Source organism: Pseudomonas sp. PB101 (genome assembly GCF_009764265.1).
Lineage (GTDB): Bacteria > Pseudomonadota > Gammaproteobacteria > Pseudomonadales > Pseudomonadaceae > Aquipseudomonas.
In genome coordinates this window covers 1-17,352 of record NZ_RWIR01000067.1, presented here as the reverse complement: position 1 = coordinate 17,352, position 17,352 = coordinate 1, and the positions used below count along the sequence as shown (strand labels likewise).

Here is a 17,352-nt window from a genome sequence, read left to right as displayed (position 1 = left end):
GCAGGTGTTGCTCCAGCGCGTTTAGCGCCTTGGCACCGAGTTCATTCCTTCAAGGAGTTGCACAATGAGAAGCATAACAATCACAAAGCTTCGCCTCGCACGGTTGGGCGCGGGCCTGGCACTGGCAGGTGTGTCTGTCATGGCGGCTGCCCAGTCTGCCCCGCCGATGAACCCTTATCTGGCCCAGACCTTCAGCAACCAGGCCCATTGGAACAGCGCGCAGACAGACAGCACCGAGATTGCGGTGCCGCGTGGTTCCTACGAGCTGACACCGGAGTCGGTGACGTACCTGCCCAGCGATGCGGGCGGCATGCCGCATTTCGTCGACAAGGTCGGTGACACCATGGTCACGTGGTGGTGGTCCGGCCTTGGCTTGCGCAAGTACAACAAGGTCGATGGCAAGCTGGTTGAAGTGGCGCGCAGCGAAATGCCGCTGAAGTTGCCCGATTTCGAAAAGGTCAGCGACGATCAACGTTTGAAGCAGACTCAGGATGTCAAACGATTGCTCGACAACAAGGACGAGCAGGGTTTGCTCGACTATATGCGCGGGCAGCCGAACCGAATGATCAGCAGCATCAACGATCAGTTGCGTGGCGGCGCCCTCTATTCGATGTTGACCCGCGAAGATGCCTTCATCGGTGCCGGTGGCCGGCAGATTTTCCGTGTCGACCAACTCGATCCGAAAAAGCCTGACTCGGGCATGGGCACACCGCTGGTGCGTGTGCTGCCGGAATCGCTGTACGACAACGAAAAGGTCAAGCGTGGCACCGATTTTCCGGTCGATTTCAACTTCGGCATGGGCATGACCTTCAATGGCTATCTGGTGCTCAACACCGTCGGCGGCAAGGTCATCACCCTCGACCCGAAAACCCTCGAGATCGTCGACACCTACGCCGTCGATGGCGCGGACGAATTGTTCCTCAATGGCTTTGCCAATGGCGATGAGGCGGGTGGCGGGGCGGTCTATGTCGCTTCAAACCAGAACATGTACCGCCTGGTGGTCGATGCCAAGGGCAAGATTCACAGCGACGAAGCCAGTGGTGCCTGGAAAGCGGCCTATGACCGTGGCATCCGTATCTCCGCCTTGAAAGTCGCTGACGGTACGGGGTCGACACCGACGCTGATGGGCTTCGGGCCGGACGAAGACAAACTCGTGGTGATCACCGACGGCGCGCAGAAAATGCGCCTGGTGGCCTTCTGGCGCGACCAGTTGCCGGCTGGCTGGAAGCAGAAACCCGGCACGCTGTCGGCACGCATCGCTGACCAGCAGCAAGTGGACATGGGCGCCGACGTGGAAACCGTGCAGTCCGAGCAATCGGTGTCGACCTATGGCGACTATGCCTTCGTGGTCAACAACATCATCAGCAAGGATGCCCCTTACCTGGCGCGTGACAACTACTACGTGAGCATGCTCAACGGCGCCACGCGTCCGGGGCCGAAAGGTGTTGCCATGCTGAAGTGGGACCAGAAGAGCGACGCGTGGAAACAGTTGTGGATGCGCAACGACGTATCGTCGATATCGACGGTGCCGATGATCAGTGGCGGCGGCCGGATGGCGATCATTGATGGTTACTTCACCCGCGACTGGAACGACCGTTACCACATCGGCATGGACCTCGACAGCGGCGACACCGTGTTGAAGATCCATACCGGCAGCGATCCGCGTTTCAACGGCATGTACTCGGCGATCAAGGTCAACGAATCCGGTGCGATTCAGTACGGCATGGCCTTCGGCCTGGTCCGTCTGGACACCACCAGGATGAAAAAACTCGATTGACCGACAGCGGCGCGGGGCCCGTGTCCCGCGCCGACCTGCAGGGTCGCAACAACCCACAATGAGAAGGTAAACCCTCCAATGAGCAAGATCGAACAACCCGAAGTGGTGCGCATGCGTGGAATCCTCGCCATGCAGCGCACGGCTTATCTGTCGAATGACATCTGGACCGCCGAGCAACGCTGTGAATTGTTCGATCGTCTGATCGGCATGCTGGTCGAGTACAAGCAGGAAATCGTTGAGGCGACGGCGGCCGACTTCGGTCATCGCAGCCACGACCTGACGCGCATCATCGACTTGTTGGGCCCGCTGTCGTCTTTGAAGAAAACCAGGGCCAGGATTGCTGAGTGGATGCAACCCGAGCAGCGCGCCGCCGACCGTGGCGAGGCCTGGATTCAGTATCAGCCGCTGGGCGTGGTGGGTATTGTTACTGCCTGGAATTTTCCGGTGGGCATGGTCATCCAGGGGTTGGCCAGTGCGCTTTCCGCCGGTAACCGGGCGATGGTCAAAGTCTCGGAATTGAACCCCGGGTGTTCCGAGTTGATGCAACGGATGTTCAGCGCCACCTTCGCCGAGGACGAGATCGCCATCGTCACCGGCGACGCGCAGGTTGGCCAGGCGTTCTGCAGTTTGCCGTTCGACCATCTGCTGTTCACTGGAGCGAGCAGCGTTGGCAAGCATGTGATGCGTGCCGCTGCCGAGAACCTGGTGCCGGTCACTCTGGAGCTGGGTGGAAAGTCTCCAGCCATCGTTTCCCGTTCCGCTGACCTCAAGGCAGCGGCGAGCAAGATCATGGCGGGCAAGCTATTGAATGCCGGCCAGGTCTGCCTTGCGCCGGATCACGTGTTTGTTCCCGAAGAGTCGATGGAGGAATTCATCGAACATGCCAAGGCGGCGGTCGCCAAATGTTATCCGAGCCTCAAGGACAATCCGGATTACACCTCGGTCATCAACACCCGCCACTACGAACGCCTGCTGGGCTACCTTGAGGAGGCCCGTGCGGCTGGCGTCGAGTTGATCGAGTTGAATCCGGCCCAGGAGGATTTCGCCGATCAGCCACATCACAAGATGATCCCGACCTTGCTGTGCGATCCGGGTGACGAACTGAAGATCATGCAGGACGAGATTTTCGGGCCGCTGTTGCCGATCAAGCCTTACAAGGACATGCGTGAGGTGGTTGCCTACATCAACGCTCATCCGCGTCCGCTGGGGCTGTACTACTTCGGCAGCGATGCGGCCGAGGAAAAATTTGTCCTTGAACGCACCGTTTCGGGTGGAGTGACGATCAATAACGTGGCCCTGCACGCCAGTGTCGATAGTCTGCCTTTCGGCGGGGTTGGCAACAGCGGTATGGGCAGTTACCTGGGGCACCAGGGCTTTGTCACCTTCAGTCATCCGAAGCCGGTACTGCGCGCCGCAGACGGACCGGACATCACCCGGCCACCCTTCACCGAGCAGGTGCGGCAGATGGTGGATGCGATGATCAAGCGATAGTCTGGATGGATAGCGCCCACAGGTGAGAACCGGTGGGCGCTTTTTTATTGCCGCGATTTAATCGCAGGGCGAGGTCAGCAGGGTCTTGATCAGTCGAAGCAGTTGCTTATGCAGCAGCGCCGAGTCAGCCGTCGATGGATCGAGCAGCAACTGGAGCATCATGCCGCGCATCGTGCCAATCAGCACGGTGGCAGCTGTCAACGGATCGTTGTCGGCATGGATCTCGCCATTGCCGATGCCGATTTCGATCTGTTTGGCGAGGGTCATCCGTACGGAGTTGTTGTACTCGGCCAGTATCGCTGCGGATTCCGACTCCACCGTCACGCCCTCTGCCATCAAGGCGAGCAAAGCGCGGGCGTTGGTCCATTCGGCGTCGTCGCGCAGGAAGTACGCATCGATGTAGCCGAGCAAGGTGTCCAGTCCCGGCTCGCGTCGGGGCGCCTTGTCCTCGACGACATCCATGAACCTGGTATTCACGAACCCGGCCAAAGCCCGTAGCAGGCCAGCCTTGGTACCGAAGTGATGCGCTGCCAGGCCGCGACTGTAACCGGCTTGCAGACCGACCTCGGCCAGGGTGAGGCCAATCCAGCCTTTGCGCGCGACGATCTGGCGTGCCGCCTCCAACATGCAGTGTTCCGCCTGGGCGCGCATTTCCACCTTGGATCGACGGGTGGTGTTGGGGGGGCTTTGGTCGGGAGTGTCCATAGGCGAATGATCAATTACCGGTGAATTCAGGAACGCGACGCTCGCGCATCGCCTTGTTGCCCTCGGCAAAATCGCTGGTGAGGACCTGCCACTCTTGCTCGGTGGCCTCGCGGTCGATGATTGCATCCACTGAGTCTGCCAGGCCGGCACGTAGCGTCTGGCGGCTCGACATGACGGCAAGGGGTGCGCTCAGGGCGATGTCTTCAGCCAGGGCGCGAGCAGCCTGACGTTCTTCGCCAGGCGCCGCAAGTACATCCGCCAGGCCGATACGGACGGCTTCTGCGCCATCGATACGACGGCCGGTGGCGATCAACAGAGACGCCATCTGGAGGCCAACGACGCGTGGCAGCGTAACAGAAATGCCGAAGCCCTGGTGCATGCCAAGGCGATTGAAATTGGCAGAAAAGCGGGCCTTCTCGCTGGTGACGCGGTAGTCGCCGACCAGTGCCAGGCCCAGGCCTCCACCGATGGCGGCACCCTCTACCACGACGATCAATGGCTTGGCCGTGCGGAACAGGCCCACGGCGTGTTTGTACAGCTGACGAGGACGGATTTTTTCACCGGTCTGCGCCAATCCACTGAAGTCAGCACCTGCACAGAACGTCTTTCCTTCGGCTTGCAGGATAACGACGCGGCAGGTCGGCAACTGGTCCAGATACTCCAGTGCGGCGAGCAGATCCATGATCAGTTCCTGATCGAAGAAGTTCAGCGGCGGACGGCTGAATTCGAGCGTGGCGATGTGTCCTTGCAGTTCAAGGGTCAAGCCACGGCCGGGAGTGAAGGAGGCGAGGGTAGTCATCAGATGCTCCGAATGGGACGGGAAAACAGACTGGATCGATGGCGCTTGATCCCTTTACAGGAATGCTGATAGCTTATTCGCTTGTTGGTCAGCCAACAAGCGACTTTGGTCGCCTGTCCCTAAAATTCAAAGAGCACAAATCATGCAGGCACTCGATATCAGGCCTTGTAGGCTGGACGCCAAGACGCAGGTGTTGCGTGCAGAAGTCCGTACTTTTCTTGCTGAAGAGCTCAAGCACTATTCGCCTGCCGAGCGCGCCAAAGGGCTCGTCGGTCTTGTGCCGGAGTTCACCCGCAAGCTCGGCGAGCGCGGTTGGCTGGGCATGACCTGGCCCAAGCGTTACGGCGGCCACGAGCGCAGTGCGCTGGAACGTTACGTGGTTCTGGAAGAACTGCTGGCAGCAGGTGCGCCGGTTGGCGCGCACTGGGTGGCCGAACGCCAGAGCGGTCCGTTGCTGATCAAGTTTTCTCCGGACGTCTTGGCCCCGCAGATCGTCCCGGGCATCACCCGCGGTGAAACGCTTCTGGCGATCGGCATGAGTGAGCCCGACGTCGGTTCCGATCTGGCGGCTGTGCGCACCCGTGCGGAAAAAACCGATGGCGGCTGGATCGTCAACGGCAGCAAGGTCTGGACCTCGGGCGCTCATCTGGCCCACTACATGATCACGCTGCTGCGCACCGGGCCGAAGGAGGAGGGCAATCGCCGCGCCGGTTTGTCGCAACTGCTCATCGACTTCAAGGCCCCCGGCGTGACCGTCCGCCCGATCTACAACATGCTCGGCGAGCATGACTTCAATGAAGTCTTCCTGGAAAACGTCTTCGTTCCCGATGATTTCGTCATTGGCGAGTTGGGCAATGGCTGGCTGCAGGTCACTGCGGAATTGGCCTTGGAGCGCAGCGGTCCCGAGCGTTACCTGAGTAGCACCCAGCTGTATCTGGCGATGCTCGACGAGGCCGACCCGCAAGACACTCGGCATGCGGTGAGTCTCGGCCGTCTGGCGGCACGCTATGCCACGTTGCGGCAGATGTCGCTGGGTGTCGCCGGCATGCTCGCCCGTGGAGAAAATCCGGCGATCCCGGCGACGGTGGTCAAGGACCAGGGTGCCTTGCTCGAACAGGCCATTCCGGACGTGGCTCACGATCTGTTCGGTGATCAGCGTGAGCCCGGTTCCGATCTCGATCAGGTGATGCGCTTCCTGACTCAGAGTGCGCCGTCCTTTTCGTTGCGTGGCGGTACTCGTGAAATTCTGCGCGGCATTATCGCCGGAGGTCTTGGACTGCGATGAATACAACAATCAATCACCAGGGTGTGGACGACGGCGTCCCTTCAGAAATGCAAACCATGATCGCCGACAGCGTCCAGCGTCTGTTCGCCAAACAAGTCACCCGAGAATTGCTCGAACGCTTTGATGACGGCCACCGGGCCGAGTCGCTATGGCAGATGGTCGTCGACAACGGCTTGCCCGGCGCGCTGGTAGCGGAAGCCGCAGGTGGGAGCGGTGCCAATTGGCTGGACGCCAGCCCGGTTCTGCACGCCATCGGCTATTGGCAGGCGCCTTTGCCCCTGGCTGAAACCATGCTCGGTGCAGCGCTGCTCGCACACGCCGGGATGGAAGTGCCGGAAGGTCCGATCACCCTGGTTCAGGCCGGTCGCCTGGGCGATCTGCGACTGGATAAAGACAGCGCACGCCTCGACGGCCGAGCCGTCAATGTGCCGTGGGCACGCAGTTGTCGCTGGGCCGTCGTTGCCGATGGCCAGCGCCTGGCGCTGGTCGACTTGCGTCAGACGGCCATTACTTTGGCAGCCGGTAGCAATGTTGCCGATGAAGAGCGCGACACGTTGGTTTTCGTCAACGCCAGCTGTCAGGCCATCGGTCAATTACAACTGGCCGATCTGCACGAGCCGGTATGGCATCTCGGTGCATTGGTGCGCGCTTGCACGCTGGTTGGCACGCTTGAAGCGGTCGTCGACAAAGCAGTGATGTATGCCAATGAACGTGTGCAATTCGGCAAGCCGATCGGCAAGCAACAGGTGCTGCAGCAATACCTGGCACAGATGGCCGGTGCCACTGGGGCAGCGCGCATGGCTGTGCAAGTTGCCTTGCGAAGTGCGAGCGAGCTGTTCCTCGGCACAGCCGGAAACCACCACACCCTGGCGTTCGACATCGCCGTAGCCAAGGTGTGTACCGGTGAAGCCGCGACGCTGGCCGCTTCGGTGGCGCATCAGGTGCACGGCGCTATCGGCTTTACCCATGAACACACTCTGCATTTCGCCACGCGTCGCCTTTGGTCCTGGCGAGATGAGTTCGGTAGCGATGCACATTGGGCCAAGGTGCTGGGGCAGGCGGCAATTGCCGCGGGTTCCGAGGGCTTCTGGGCAGGGCTGACCGATCGAAGCTTGTGAAAATCCAGCCTGTTCATCGCCAGGGCAGCCTGAGCGCTTGCGTAACCAAAACAAAAACAACAATTTTCATCGAGGTAAATCATGAAAGCAGCCGTATTTCACACGCCGGGTTCCCCTTTGACCATCGAGGACGTCGGGATCAGCAAACCGGGTCCACGTGAAGTCCTGGTGCGCACTGTCGCTGTAGGTGTCTGTCACTCGGACCTGCATGTCGTCGACGGGATGTATCCGCATCCGGCCCCCGTGGTGCTCGGCCACGAGGCAGCCGGTATCGTCGAACAGGTGGGCTCGGACGTCCGTACTGTCAAGCCGGGTGATCATGTGGTCACGTGCCTGTCGGTCTACTGCGGCCATTGCGCCCATTGCGTCACTGGCCACTTGTCGCTGTGCGTATCGCCGGAAACCCGCCGCGGCAAGGGCGACGAGCCACGCCTGACCTACGTGCAAAAGCCCATGCCGCAATTTGCCAACCTGTCGGCCTACGCTGAACAGATGCTGGTTCATGAACATGCGCTGGTCGCCATCCGCCGTGACATGCCGCTCGACCGCGCCGCGCTGCTCGGTTGCGCTGTTACTACAGGCACCGGCGCGGTGTTCAACACCGCCAAAGTGCGCCCGGGCGAAACCGTGGCGGTACTGGGGTGTGGCGGCATCGGCCTGGCTGCGATCAATGGTGCGGTACTGGCCGGTGCCGGCCGCATCATTGCCATCGACATGCTTGATTCGAAGCTGGAACTGGCCAGGCAGTTTGGCGCCACCGATGTCATCAATGCGAAGAATGGCGATACGGTGCAACAGGTCATCGAGCTGACCAGAGGCGGCGTCGATCACTCATTCGAGTGTATCGGCCTCAAGCAGACGGCCGAGCAGGCATTCGGCATGCTCAAACGCGGTGGCTGCGCGACGATCATCGGCATGATGAAACCGGGAACCAAGCTTGAGCTCGACCCTTTCCAGCTTCTGCAGGCCCGCCGCATCCAAGGGTCGATCATGGGTTCGAACCGTTTTCCGGTCGATCTGCCGAGCCTGACCGATTTCTATATGCAGGGTCGGCTCAAACTCGACGAGATGATTTCTCAACGCATCAAACTCGAAGACATCAATATCGCCTTCGACGAGATGCGTCGCGGCGAGCTGGCGCGTTCGGTGATTGTCTTCGACCAGTGAGTGTCGGGTGAATGGTCCGGCGGGGTTGCGCGCTGACGCGGTAAGCCCTGGCCCCGACCGGCAATGCACAACAGGATGAGAAGAGGATAGCCATGCTTGGCGACATCAAAATCGTAGAAATCTGCGGCATCGGTCCCGGGCCGTTTTGTGCCATGCACCTGGCCGATCTGGGAGCGCAAGTCATCGCTGTCGAGCGTGTCGAGGCTGTCTCTGTTACAGGCGAAAAGAACGCTTCGAAAAACGCGATGAATCGTGGAAAGCGCTCGGTGGTAGCCGACCTGAAAACACCCGAGGGGCGCGAGACCGTATTGAAGCTGATCGAAAGCGCGGACGCGCTGATCGAAGGCATGCGCCCGGGTGTGATGGAACGTCTCGGGTTGGGGCCGGAGGTTCTGCTGGCGCGCAATCCGACGCTGGTTTACGGGCGCATGACGGGCTGGGGTCAGAATGGCCCGATGGCTCGGGCGGCAGGTCATGACAACAACTACATCTCGCTGTCAGGGGCGATGTATTACTGCGGGACTGAGGGCGAAGCGCCGTCTTCGCCCATCACACTCATCGGCGACATTGGCGGTGGGGCCCTTTATCTGGCAATCGGCTTGCTGGCGGGCATTCTCAATGCGCGCACTACGGGTAAAGGCACCGTGGTCGATGCTGCCATCGTCGATGGATCGGCGCACATGATGCAGCTGTTGATGTCCATGGCACCCCGTGGCGGAATCCAGGAGCAGCGGGGCAAGAGCATGCATGACAGCTCCCATTTCTATGGCACTTACCGTTGCGCGGATGGCCATTACATTTCCCTGGGGGCCATGGAGCCACAGTTCTATACGCTACTCCTGGAAAAGCTGGAGCTGGTCGACGACCCTCGCTTCACCCGGCAATGGGACATCAGTCGTTGGGGAGAAATGCGTTCGGCCTTCGAGACAGTCTTCAGCAGCCGTACACGCGAGCAATGGCGTGAGCTGCTCGAGGGGACGGACGTGTGCTTCGCTCCGGTGCTCAGCCCGCAGGAGTCATCCGGACATCCTCACATGGTCAATAGGGATGTGTACTTCGAGCGCGACGGCATGTTGCAGGCTCACCCTGCACCGCGTTTCGATGGGCAGGTAGTCAGGCCGGGAACAATACCGAAGCGTGGCGAACATACCGAACAAGTCAGGGTGGCGCTTGAATCCAATAGCCAGGGTCTTTGGTTATGAAACATCGCTGGCAGGCATTCGCCACAGCCCGAGCGCTGCGTGTACTTTGATTTATATCTCGTAACTTCAAGTCGTTTGAGCGAGTGCACTCATAATGCCCACAATAATAATAACCTATCGAGGTTTTGCATGACTGTATTGACCGCTGCTGCTCCTCTTGAGTTTGTGAATGCCGATCGCTTGTACCGCAAAGTCACTGTCCGGCTTCTGCCGTTCCTTTTTATTTGTTATGTCGTCAACTATATCGATCGCGCAAATATCGGCTATGCCAAGTTGCAGTTTACTCAGGATCTGGGTTTCTCTGACGCGGTGTATGGCTTGGGCGCCGGACTCTTTTACATCAGCTACTTATTGTTCGAAGTGCCAAGTAACCTGTATCTGCAAAAGATCGGAGCACGTGCAACGCTTACCCGCATCATGATCATCTGGGGCATCGCTTCAGGAATGACGTGCCTGGTAACTACACCAACGCAACTGTATGTAGCACGCTTTGTCCTCGGCGCTGCCGAAGCCGGCTTCTTCCCCGGTGTTGTTTTGTATCTCAGCTATTGGTTCCCGGCAGCGCGGCGCGGACGCATCAGCTCGATCCTGTTAATGGCGGTAGCCACCGCTGGTTTGCTTGGCGGCCTGGTGTCGGGGTGGATCATGCACGAGGCCGATGGATTGTACGGCCTGCGTGGCTGGCAGGCGTTGTTCATCATCGAAGCAATCCCGGCGGTGTTGCTCGGTCTGACAGTGTTTTGGGTGCTCGACGATACGCCGCAAAAAGCCAAATGGTTGTCGCCGGCCGAACGCGAGCTAATACGTCAGGATCTGGAAAGCGATCAGGCAGCCAAGACTACTAGCGGGCATTCCGGTTTGTTCAGCGCCCTGCGCGATAGGCGAGTTTATCTTTTGGCACTGGTCTATTGTGCGGTTTGCGCAGGTTCTGGAGTGATCAGCATCTGGGGGCCGTCGATAATCAAAAGCGCCGGGGTGACTGATCTCAAACACGTCGGCATCTTGATGATGCTCCCGTTTGCAACGGCGACCATCGTCATGTATTTGGTTGGGCTCAACTCCGATCGCATGTTGGAACGTCGTTGGCATGTGGTCGTGCCGTCCGTCGCGGCTGCGGTTGCCTTTTTCGTGCTCAGCCTGCCAGATCTCGGCGCACCGGTAACCGTTGTGATGTTGTGCGTGGCTACGGCAGGCGTGTACTCGGCCTCGTCAATTTTCTGGGTTATCCCGCCCACTTATCTTGGCAAGAATACCGCAGCAACCGGGATCGCCTTTATCAGCAGTGTCGGCGCAGGGGTTGCGGGCTTCGGTGCCGCGGCGTTGCTGGGTTGGATTAAGACAGAAACGGGTAGTTTGAGTGCTGGCTTGTTGTCAGTCGGCGCTCTCATCATTCTAGGGTGCTGGCTTTTAATCGTTTGCATGCCTATTCATTTACTTGGGCTCAAGCGCGCATGACGTCTTTGACGCTCCGCTATAGATGCCTCTGGCCATCAACGGGGAGCGCATCGTTGTTTCGTGATCGTTGACTGAGGGAAAGGATCTGCATATACAGTCCGTTCTTTCAATTTTGTTTCGGTAAGTCATGAGCGAAGAACGAGATATTCCCGAGCCTGAGCACGATCACCTGCTCGATCATGAGTTTCATGATGACGAGTCATGGGTCGAAGACGATGCCCAGGCAGTTTTTGACGAAGAAGACGCAGAGGATGATGACGTTGATTTTCTGGATCAGATCGATCAAGAGGACTGACACGGCAAAATCCAACGGTTTCATGGCATGGCTGTTCAGTTCGAATCGCACGCAGCGGGCATGCACTTCAGGCGTAAACTGAACATGGTGCAGCAGGCATGGAAATGCGCTGCACCCGGAGGTGATGTCATGCGCTCAACAGCCGTCTGCACCTCGATCGCACTGCTCGCACTGTTTATGGTGCCACTTGCCAACGCAGCGCCGGTCGAAGTCGTCTTCAAGGACCCCGAAAAATTCAGCGATGCCAGCCTGGACAGTCCGGGTTATGAACGTGGCGCCGATCCTTATGTCATGAAGGAACTGCGCAGCTATATCCAGAAGCTTGGTGAGCGGTACCTGCCAGCCGACCAGCAGTTGCAGATTGAAATACGCAACATTGACCTGGCCGGTCGTTTCGAACCCTGGCGACTGAATGCCTATGAGGTGCGCTTCATGCGCGAAATTACCTGGCCGAGCATCGATCTGCACTACGTGCTCAAACAAAACGGCCAGACCGTGAGCCAGGCTGACGCGAGGGTCATGGATCAGTCCTACCTCCAGCGTCCGGGGCGTGCCGGCAGAAGTGACAGGCTCTACTCCGAGAAGGCCATGCTCTCGGACTGGTTCCGGAGACAATTTGCCGGGCAGCACCAGAGCGGGTTGAATTGAACCAGGCTGCGCTCTGAATCGACCGTTCGGCTGAAATGAAAAAACTCTTCTTCAGGCTCGCACCTGGCGTGCCGGGGCAGGATCATCTGGCAGGGGCATGCCGGCTTCTCCTTTGTTCAGGACGAGGCAGCAGGCAGCAAAAAGCCCGCTCAATGGCGGGCTTTTCACGGGGGGTCAAATCCTTTTGTTCGTTCAATCTGCGCTCCACGATGTGAGAATTTCGTGAAAAGCATGTCACTGAGACGAGAAAAGCCGCAGCACTACCGGCGCTTAACGCCGATCCAGCCAAACCGTCTGTGCATTACAGAATTCGCGCACCCCGAAATGCGAGAGCTCGCGGCCAAAGCCACTTTTCTTCACGCCACCAAAACTGACACGCGGATCGCTGGCGCTGTAGCCATTGATGAACACACCGCCGGTTTCAAGTTCGCCGGCCATCTGTTGGGCGAGTTCGCCATTGCGCGTATAGATAGTGGCAGTGAGGCCGAACTCGCTGTCATTGGCCAGCTCCAGCGCGTGGGCTGCGTCCCGGGCTGTGATGATCGAGGCCACGGGGCCAAACAGTTCCTGTCTGAATGATGTCATCTGGTCGGTCACGTCGCCGAGTACGGTCGGCTCATAGTAGTTGCCGGGTCCTTCGGCCTTCTTCCCGCCCATCAACAATGTTGCGCCTTCTTCCAGTGTGTCGCGCACCTGTTGATCCAGTTCATCGCGCAGATCGAAGCGAGCCATCGGGCCGATATAAGTAGTGGGGGCCAGTGGATCGCCGACGACCAGTTGTCGGGTGGCCTCGACGAACTTGCGGGTAAATGCCTCGACAACGCCTTGCTCGACAATCAGGCGTTTGGCGGCGGCGCAGACTTGTCCGGTGTTTTGATAGCGCCCGATCATGGCGGCTTTTACCGCCTCATCGAGATCCGCGTCGTCGAGCACGATAAACGGGTCGGAGCCGCCCAGCTCCAATACGCATTTCTTCAGTGCTGCTCCGGCCTGAGCGCCGATCGCCATGCCTGCACGGACGCTGCCGGTGAGGGTGACGGCTGCGATACGTGGATCGGCGATCGCTTTGGATACGCCCTCGGGCGTGACGTTGATGACCTCGAAAACACCCTCGGGAAAGTCCGCTTGCTTGAAGGCTTCGAGCAGCAAATATGCGCTGCCCATGACGTTTGGCGCGTGCTTGAGCACATAGGTATTGCCCGCAAGCAGCGTGGGGACCGCGCCGCGCAGCACCTGCCAGATGGGGAAGTTCCACGGCATGACGGCGAGAATCGGGCCGAGGGGGCGATATTCGATGCGTGCCTTGCCGCCTTCAACCTGGGTCGGTTCGGGGCTCAGCATGGCGGGGCCGTGTTCGGCGTACCACTCGCAGAGCTGCGCGCATTTTTCAACTTCGCCGCGTGCCTGGGCAATCGGCTTGCCCATTTCCAGGGTGATCATGTTTGCCATGGCTGCGGCGCTATTGCGCAAAGCCTGGGCAAGATTGATCAAAAGCTGCGCGCGTTGCTCAACCGGTTTGCTGCGCCAGGCACGGAATCCGGTCGTGGCCCGCGTCAGTGTGGCCTGCAATGCCGAATCGGATTCGAAAGGGTACTGGCCGATCTGCTCGCCCGTGGTGGGGTTGATCGAAATGGCATGGGTAAGGCTGGATACGTGGGTCATGGCACCGTCCTGCAAGGTGGGAATGTGCTCAGGTTATGGTGGTATATGTTTTCTGGAAACTGAATAATAATGAGCATAACGTTCACGTTTGGAGAATGACTTGGATCTGGTTCAGCTCGAAATCTTCAAGGCTGTCGCCGAGCACGGCAGCATCAGCGTGGCCGCCCAGCATATCCACCGGGTGCCATCGAATCTCACCACCAGGATCAAGCAGCTTGAGCTGGACTTGGGGGTGGACCTGTTTATCCGCGAGAAGAGTCGCCTGCGCCTGTCGCCAGCCGGCTGGAGCTTCCTGGATTACGCTCGACGTATTCTCGACCTGGTTCAGGAGGCGCGCGCCACGGTGGCGGGCGAAGAGCCTCAAGGCGCATTCGCCTTGGGATCATTGGAAAGTACGGCAGCCGTACGTATTCCAGAGCTGTTGGCCGCCTACAACCAGAAGCACGCCAAGGTCGAACTGGACCTGTCCACCGGCCCCTCGGGGACGATGATCGACGGGGTGCTGTCGGGGCGGCTGGCCGCGGCATTTGTCGATGGGCCGGTGTTGCATCCGGCACTGGAGGGGGTGCCGGCATTCGAGGAAGAAATGGTCCTGATCGCACCACTCAACCATGAGCCGATTCATCGGGCCAAGGATGTGAATGGCGAAAACATCTATGCCTTTCGCTCCAACTGCTCCTATCGCCATCATTTCGAAAGCTGGTTCGCCAATGGCGCGGCGGTGCCCGGCAAGATCTTCGAAATGGAGTCCTATCACGGCATGCTGGCCTGCGTCAGCGCGGGTGCGGGCCTGGCGTTGATGCCCCGCAGCATGCTCGAAAGCATGCCGGGGTGCACGACGGTCAGTGTCTGGCCATTGTCGGAATCTTTCCGTTATTTGCGCACCTGGCTGGTATGGCGCAGGGGGACGGTGTCGCAGAGCCTGACGATGTTTGTGCGTTTGCTTGAGGAACGCGGTGTCGTGTTGATCGATAAATAGTGGAAAGTTAACGGTCCGGGCTGAAAAACCGGATAATGGCGGCCAAATTGTTTAGCTCGTTATTCTGGTAATCGCACATGGAAATCAAGGTCAACTTTCTCGACAACCTTCGACTGGAGGCCAAGTTCGACGACTTCACGGTGATTGCCGACCAGCCGATTCGCTACAAGGGCGATGGCTCGGCACCGGGGCCGTTCGACTATTTCCTGGCTTCGTCCGCGTTGTGTGCGGCGTACTTCGTGAAGTTGTATTGCGAGACTCGCAATATCCCCACCGAAAATATCCGCCTGTCGCAGAACAACATCGTTGACCCGGAAAACCGCTACAACCAGATTTTCAAGATTCAGGTCGAATTGCCAGCGGACATCTCCGCCAAGGACCGTCAGGGGATCTTGCGTTCCATCGACCGTTGCACGGTAAAGAAGGTGGTGCAAACCGGGCCTGAGTTCGTGATTGAAGAGGTCGACAACCTCGACGCCGATGCCCAGGCATTGCTGATGCCGCACTCGACTGGCGAAGCTGGCACCTACATCGTGGGCAAGGACCTGCCGCTGGAGCAAACCATCGCCAACATGTCGGGCATCCTGGCCGACCTGGGCATGAAGATTGAAATCGCTTCGTGGCGCAATATCGTTCCCAATGTGTGGTCGCTGCACATCCGCGATGCGCATTCGCCAATGTGTTTTACCAACGGTAAAGGCGCGACCAAGGAAGGTGCGCTGGCATCGGCACTGGGCGAGTTCATCGAGCGGCTCAACTGCAACTTCTTCTACAACGATCAATTCTGGGGCGAGGACATCGCCAATGCGGCGTTTGTGCATTACCCGGACGAGCGCTGGTTCAAGCCTGGCCCGAAGGACGAGCTGCCGACTGAAATCCTCGACGAGTACTGCCTGAAGGTCTACGACCGGGAAGGCGAGTTGCGTGGTTCGCACCTGTACGACACCAACTCCGGCAACACCCAGCGCGGCATTTGTTCGCTGCCGTTTGTGCGCCAGTCGGACAATGAGGTGGTGTACTTCCCATCCAACCTGATCGAAAACCTGTTCCTGAGCAATGGCATGAGCGCCGGCAACACGCTGGCCGAAGCGCAGGTGCAGTGCCTGTCGGAAATCTTCGAGCGCGCGGTCAAGCGCGAAATCCTCGAAGGCGAAATGGCCCTGCCGGATGTACCGCAGGAAGTGCTGGCGAAATACCCGGGCATCCTGGCCGGTATCCAGGCCCTGGAAGAGCAGGGCTTCCCGGTGCTGGTCAAGGACGCATCGCTGGGCGGGGAGTTCCCGGTGATGTGCGTGACCTTGATGAACCCGCGTACCGGTGGCGTGTTTGCCTCGTTCGGCGCGCACCCGAGCCTGGAAGTGGCGCTGGAGCGCAGCCTGACAGAGCTGCTGCAAGGTCGCAGCTTCGAAGGCCTGAACGATCTGCCTCAGCCGACCTTCGAAGGTCAGGCGGTGACTGAGCCGAACAACTTCGTTGAGCACTTCATCGATTCCAGCGGCGTGGTTTCGTGGCGTTTCTTCAGTGCCAAGGCGGACTTCGAATTCGTTGAGTGGGATTTCTCCGGTCAAGGGGAAAACTCCAATGCCGAAGAGGCCGCGACCTTGTTCGGAATTCTCGAAGACATGGGCAAAGAAGTGTACATGGCGGTCTATGAGCACATCGGTGCCAAGGCCTGCCGCATCCTGGTGCCGGACTACTCGGAAATCTACCCGGTCGAAGATTTGATCTGGGATAACACCAACAAGGCGCTGCAGTTCCGCGCCGACATCCTCAATCTGCACAACCTGAGCAAAGTCGGCCTGAGAACGCTGGCCAAGGGCTTGGAAAACAGCGAGCTGGATGACTACACCGACATCACCACCTTGATCGGCATCGAGTTCGACGACAACACGCCTTGGGGCAAGTTGACGATCCTGGAACTGAGGCTGCTGATTTATCTCGCCTTGCAGAAGTTTGATCAGGCGAAGGATCTGGTGGAAGCCTTTTTGCAATACAACGACAACACCGTCGAACGCGGCTTGTTTTATCAAGCGGTCAACGTAGTGCTGGAAATGCAGCTGGACGATGATCTGGAACTGAGCGACTACGAATTCAACTTCCGCCGGATGTTTGGTAACGAGCGGATGGACGCGGCGATTGGGTCGGTGGATGGCAGTGTACGTTTCTACGGGCTGACGCCGACGAGCATGAAACTGGAAGGCCTCGACAGGCACCTTCGCCTGATCGACAGCTATAAGAAGCTGCACATGGCGCGGGCGAGGGTGGCGGCTTTGTCCAGCTGACAGCGATAACAAAAAAGCACCTTGAGTGCTTTTTTGTTTTTTGGCGGTCGGTGATGACCCGGGCAGTGGCTGCCATTGAGGAAGCCCTTCTATATAGAGGGAGCATTTTTCTCCTTCTTCTGGGCGTTTTGGCCCTTTCTGCAAGTCATTGATAGAAAAGCTGAATCAGTGCTTGACGGCAGATATCAGGTGTCTATAATTCGCCCCACTTCCGGCGCAGTCGAAACGGAAAACTCCTTGGTAAACAATGAGTTACGTAGATTTCGACAGCAGGTGCTTCAGGTCATCGAAGCCAAAAGGAAGTTGAAAAAGAGGTGTTGACAGCAGCGTGTAACGCTGTAGAATTCGCCTCCCGCTGACGAGAGATCTGAAGCGCAAGTGGTTGAAGTTGTTAAGGATTCCTTGAAAACTTCTGAAAAAAATCACTTGACAGCAAATGAGGCTGCTGTAGAATGCGCGCCTCGGTTGAGACGAAAGATCTTAACCA

General features: G+C 58.7%; 14 protein-coding genes. 11 read left to right on the top strand and 3 right to left on the bottom strand.

Annotated elements, in window-relative coordinates:
• The first annotated feature begins 139 nt into the window (after positions 1-139).
• Both EI969_RS20280 and EI969_RS20275 read left to right on the top strand, forming a co-directional pair.
• On the top strand, positions 140-1,777 hold the full coding sequence (locus EI969_RS20280; RefSeq protein ID WP_218575241.1) for a hypothetical protein: 1,638 nt from the start codon (positions 140-142) through the stop codon (positions 1,775-1,777).
• Between the two features lie 78 nt (positions 1,778-1,855).
• Complete coding sequence (locus tag EI969_RS20275; RefSeq protein WP_160389350.1) at positions 1,856-3,268, top strand: coniferyl aldehyde dehydrogenase; 1,413 nt, start codon at positions 1,856-1,858, stop codon at positions 3,266-3,268.
• A gap of 57 nt (positions 3,269-3,325) precedes the next feature.
• On the opposite strand, the gene EI969_RS20270 is transcribed toward EI969_RS20275, so the two are convergent.
• Together EI969_RS20270 and EI969_RS20265 are read right to left on the bottom strand one after the other, a co-directional pair.
• Entirely contained in the window at positions 3,326-3,973 is a 648-nt protein-coding gene (locus EI969_RS20270; protein ID WP_160389349.1) for a TetR/AcrR family transcriptional regulator, read from the bottom strand.
• 10 nt (positions 3,974-3,983) lie between these two features.
• On the bottom strand, positions 3,984-4,772 hold the full coding sequence (locus EI969_RS20265; RefSeq protein ID WP_160389348.1) for an enoyl-CoA hydratase/isomerase family protein: 789 nt from the start codon (positions 4,770-4,772) through the stop codon (positions 3,984-3,986).
• Positions 4,773-4,914: 142 nt separating this feature from the next.
• Here EI969_RS20265 and EI969_RS20260 point away from each other — a divergent pair, with 142 nt between their 5' ends.
• The 7 genes from EI969_RS20260 (at position 4,915) to EI969_RS20235 (ending at position 11,942) form a co-directional block, all read left to right on the top strand.
• Positions 4,915-6,057 (top strand): acyl-CoA dehydrogenase family protein, encoded by a 1,143-nt coding sequence (locus EI969_RS20260; protein WP_160389347.1) that lies wholly within the window; start codon positions 4,915-4,917, stop codon positions 6,055-6,057.
• The gene (locus EI969_RS20255) at positions 6,054-7,175 is read left to right on the top strand and encodes an acyl-CoA dehydrogenase family protein (RefSeq protein ID WP_160389346.1); all 1,122 of its coding nucleotides are present in this window, start codon (positions 6,054-6,056) and stop codon (positions 7,173-7,175) included. The genes EI969_RS20260 and EI969_RS20255 overlap by 4 nt, the downstream gene beginning before the upstream one ends.
• 81 nt (positions 7,176-7,256) lie before the next feature.
• Positions 7,257-8,342, top strand: coding sequence for a Zn-dependent alcohol dehydrogenase (locus EI969_RS20250; RefSeq protein WP_160389345.1), 1,086 nt, complete (start codon positions 7,257-7,259; stop codon positions 8,340-8,342).
• A 92-nt stretch (positions 8,343-8,434) separates the two neighbouring features.
• A complete protein-coding gene (locus EI969_RS20245; RefSeq protein ID WP_160389344.1) occupies positions 8,435-9,544 on the top strand; it encodes a CaiB/BaiF CoA-transferase family protein in 1,110 nt (369 codons plus the stop codon).
• Positions 9,545-9,673: 129 nt separating this feature from the next.
• Positions 9,674-10,999, top strand: a complete 1,326-nt coding sequence (locus EI969_RS20240) for an MFS transporter (RefSeq protein WP_160389343.1) — start codon at positions 9,674-9,676, stop codon at positions 10,997-10,999.
• 127 nt (positions 11,000-11,126) lie between these two features.
• The gene (locus tag EI969_RS30290; RefSeq protein WP_178120758.1) at positions 11,127-11,294 is read left to right on the top strand and encodes a hypothetical protein; all 168 of its coding nucleotides are present in this window, start codon (positions 11,127-11,129) and stop codon (positions 11,292-11,294) included.
• A 129-nt stretch (positions 11,295-11,423) separates the two neighbouring features.
• Positions 11,424-11,942: a DUF3016 domain-containing protein gene (locus EI969_RS20235; protein ID WP_160389432.1), complete on the top strand. Its 519-nt coding sequence runs from the start codon at positions 11,424-11,426 to the stop codon at positions 11,940-11,942.
• 270 nt (positions 11,943-12,212) lie between these two features.
• Here the strand turns inward: EI969_RS20235 and EI969_RS20230 are convergent, their stop codons facing one another.
• Positions 12,213-13,604, bottom strand: coding sequence for an aldehyde dehydrogenase family protein (locus EI969_RS20230; protein ID WP_160389342.1), 1,392 nt, complete (start codon positions 13,602-13,604; stop codon positions 12,213-12,215).
• Between the two features lie 100 nt (positions 13,605-13,704).
• Between EI969_RS20230 and EI969_RS20225 the strand changes: the two genes are divergently transcribed.
• Complete coding sequence (locus tag EI969_RS20225) at positions 13,705-14,583, top strand: LysR family transcriptional regulator (RefSeq protein ID WP_150715224.1); 879 nt, start codon at positions 13,705-13,707, stop codon at positions 14,581-14,583.
• 77 nt (positions 14,584-14,660) lie between these two features.
• Positions 14,661-16,865, top strand: a complete 2,205-nt coding sequence (locus EI969_RS20220; RefSeq protein ID WP_160389341.1) for an OsmC domain/YcaO domain-containing protein — start codon at positions 14,661-14,663, stop codon at positions 16,863-16,865.
• The last annotated feature ends 487 nt before the right edge of the window (positions 16,866-17,352 follow it).

Coding starts and splice junctions, on each gene's coding strand:
- EI969_RS20280 (WP_218575241.1), top strand. CDS start 140: ATGGCGGCTGCCCAGTCTGCCCCGCCGATGAACCCTTATCTGGCCCAG.
- EI969_RS20275 (WP_160389350.1), top strand. CDS start 1,856: ATGAGCAAGATCGAACAACCCGAAGTGGTGCGCATGCGTGGAATCCTC.
- EI969_RS20270 (WP_160389349.1), bottom strand. CDS start 3,973: ATGGACACTCCCGACCAAAGCCCCCCCAACACCACCCGTCGATCCAAG.
- EI969_RS20265 (WP_160389348.1), bottom strand. CDS start 4,772: ATGACTACCCTCGCCTCCTTCACTCCCGGCCGTGGCTTGACCCTTGAA.
- EI969_RS20260 (WP_160389347.1), top strand. CDS start 4,915: ATGCAGGCACTCGATATCAGGCCTTGTAGGCTGGACGCCAAGACGCAG.
- EI969_RS20255 (WP_160389346.1), top strand. CDS start 6,054: ATGAATACAACAATCAATCACCAGGGTGTGGACGACGGCGTCCCTTCA.
- EI969_RS20250 (WP_160389345.1), top strand. CDS start 7,257: ATGAAAGCAGCCGTATTTCACACGCCGGGTTCCCCTTTGACCATCGAG.
- EI969_RS20245 (WP_160389344.1), top strand. CDS start 8,435: ATGCTTGGCGACATCAAAATCGTAGAAATCTGCGGCATCGGTCCCGGG.
- EI969_RS20240 (WP_160389343.1), top strand. CDS start 9,674: ATGACTGTATTGACCGCTGCTGCTCCTCTTGAGTTTGTGAATGCCGAT.
- EI969_RS30290 (WP_178120758.1), top strand. CDS start 11,127: ATGAGCGAAGAACGAGATATTCCCGAGCCTGAGCACGATCACCTGCTC.
- EI969_RS20235 (WP_160389432.1), top strand. CDS start 11,424: ATGCGCTCAACAGCCGTCTGCACCTCGATCGCACTGCTCGCACTGTTT.
- EI969_RS20230 (WP_160389342.1), bottom strand. CDS start 13,604: ATGACCCACGTATCCAGCCTTACCCATGCCATTTCGATCAACCCCACC.
- EI969_RS20220 (WP_160389341.1), top strand. CDS start 14,661: ATGGAAATCAAGGTCAACTTTCTCGACAACCTTCGACTGGAGGCCAAG.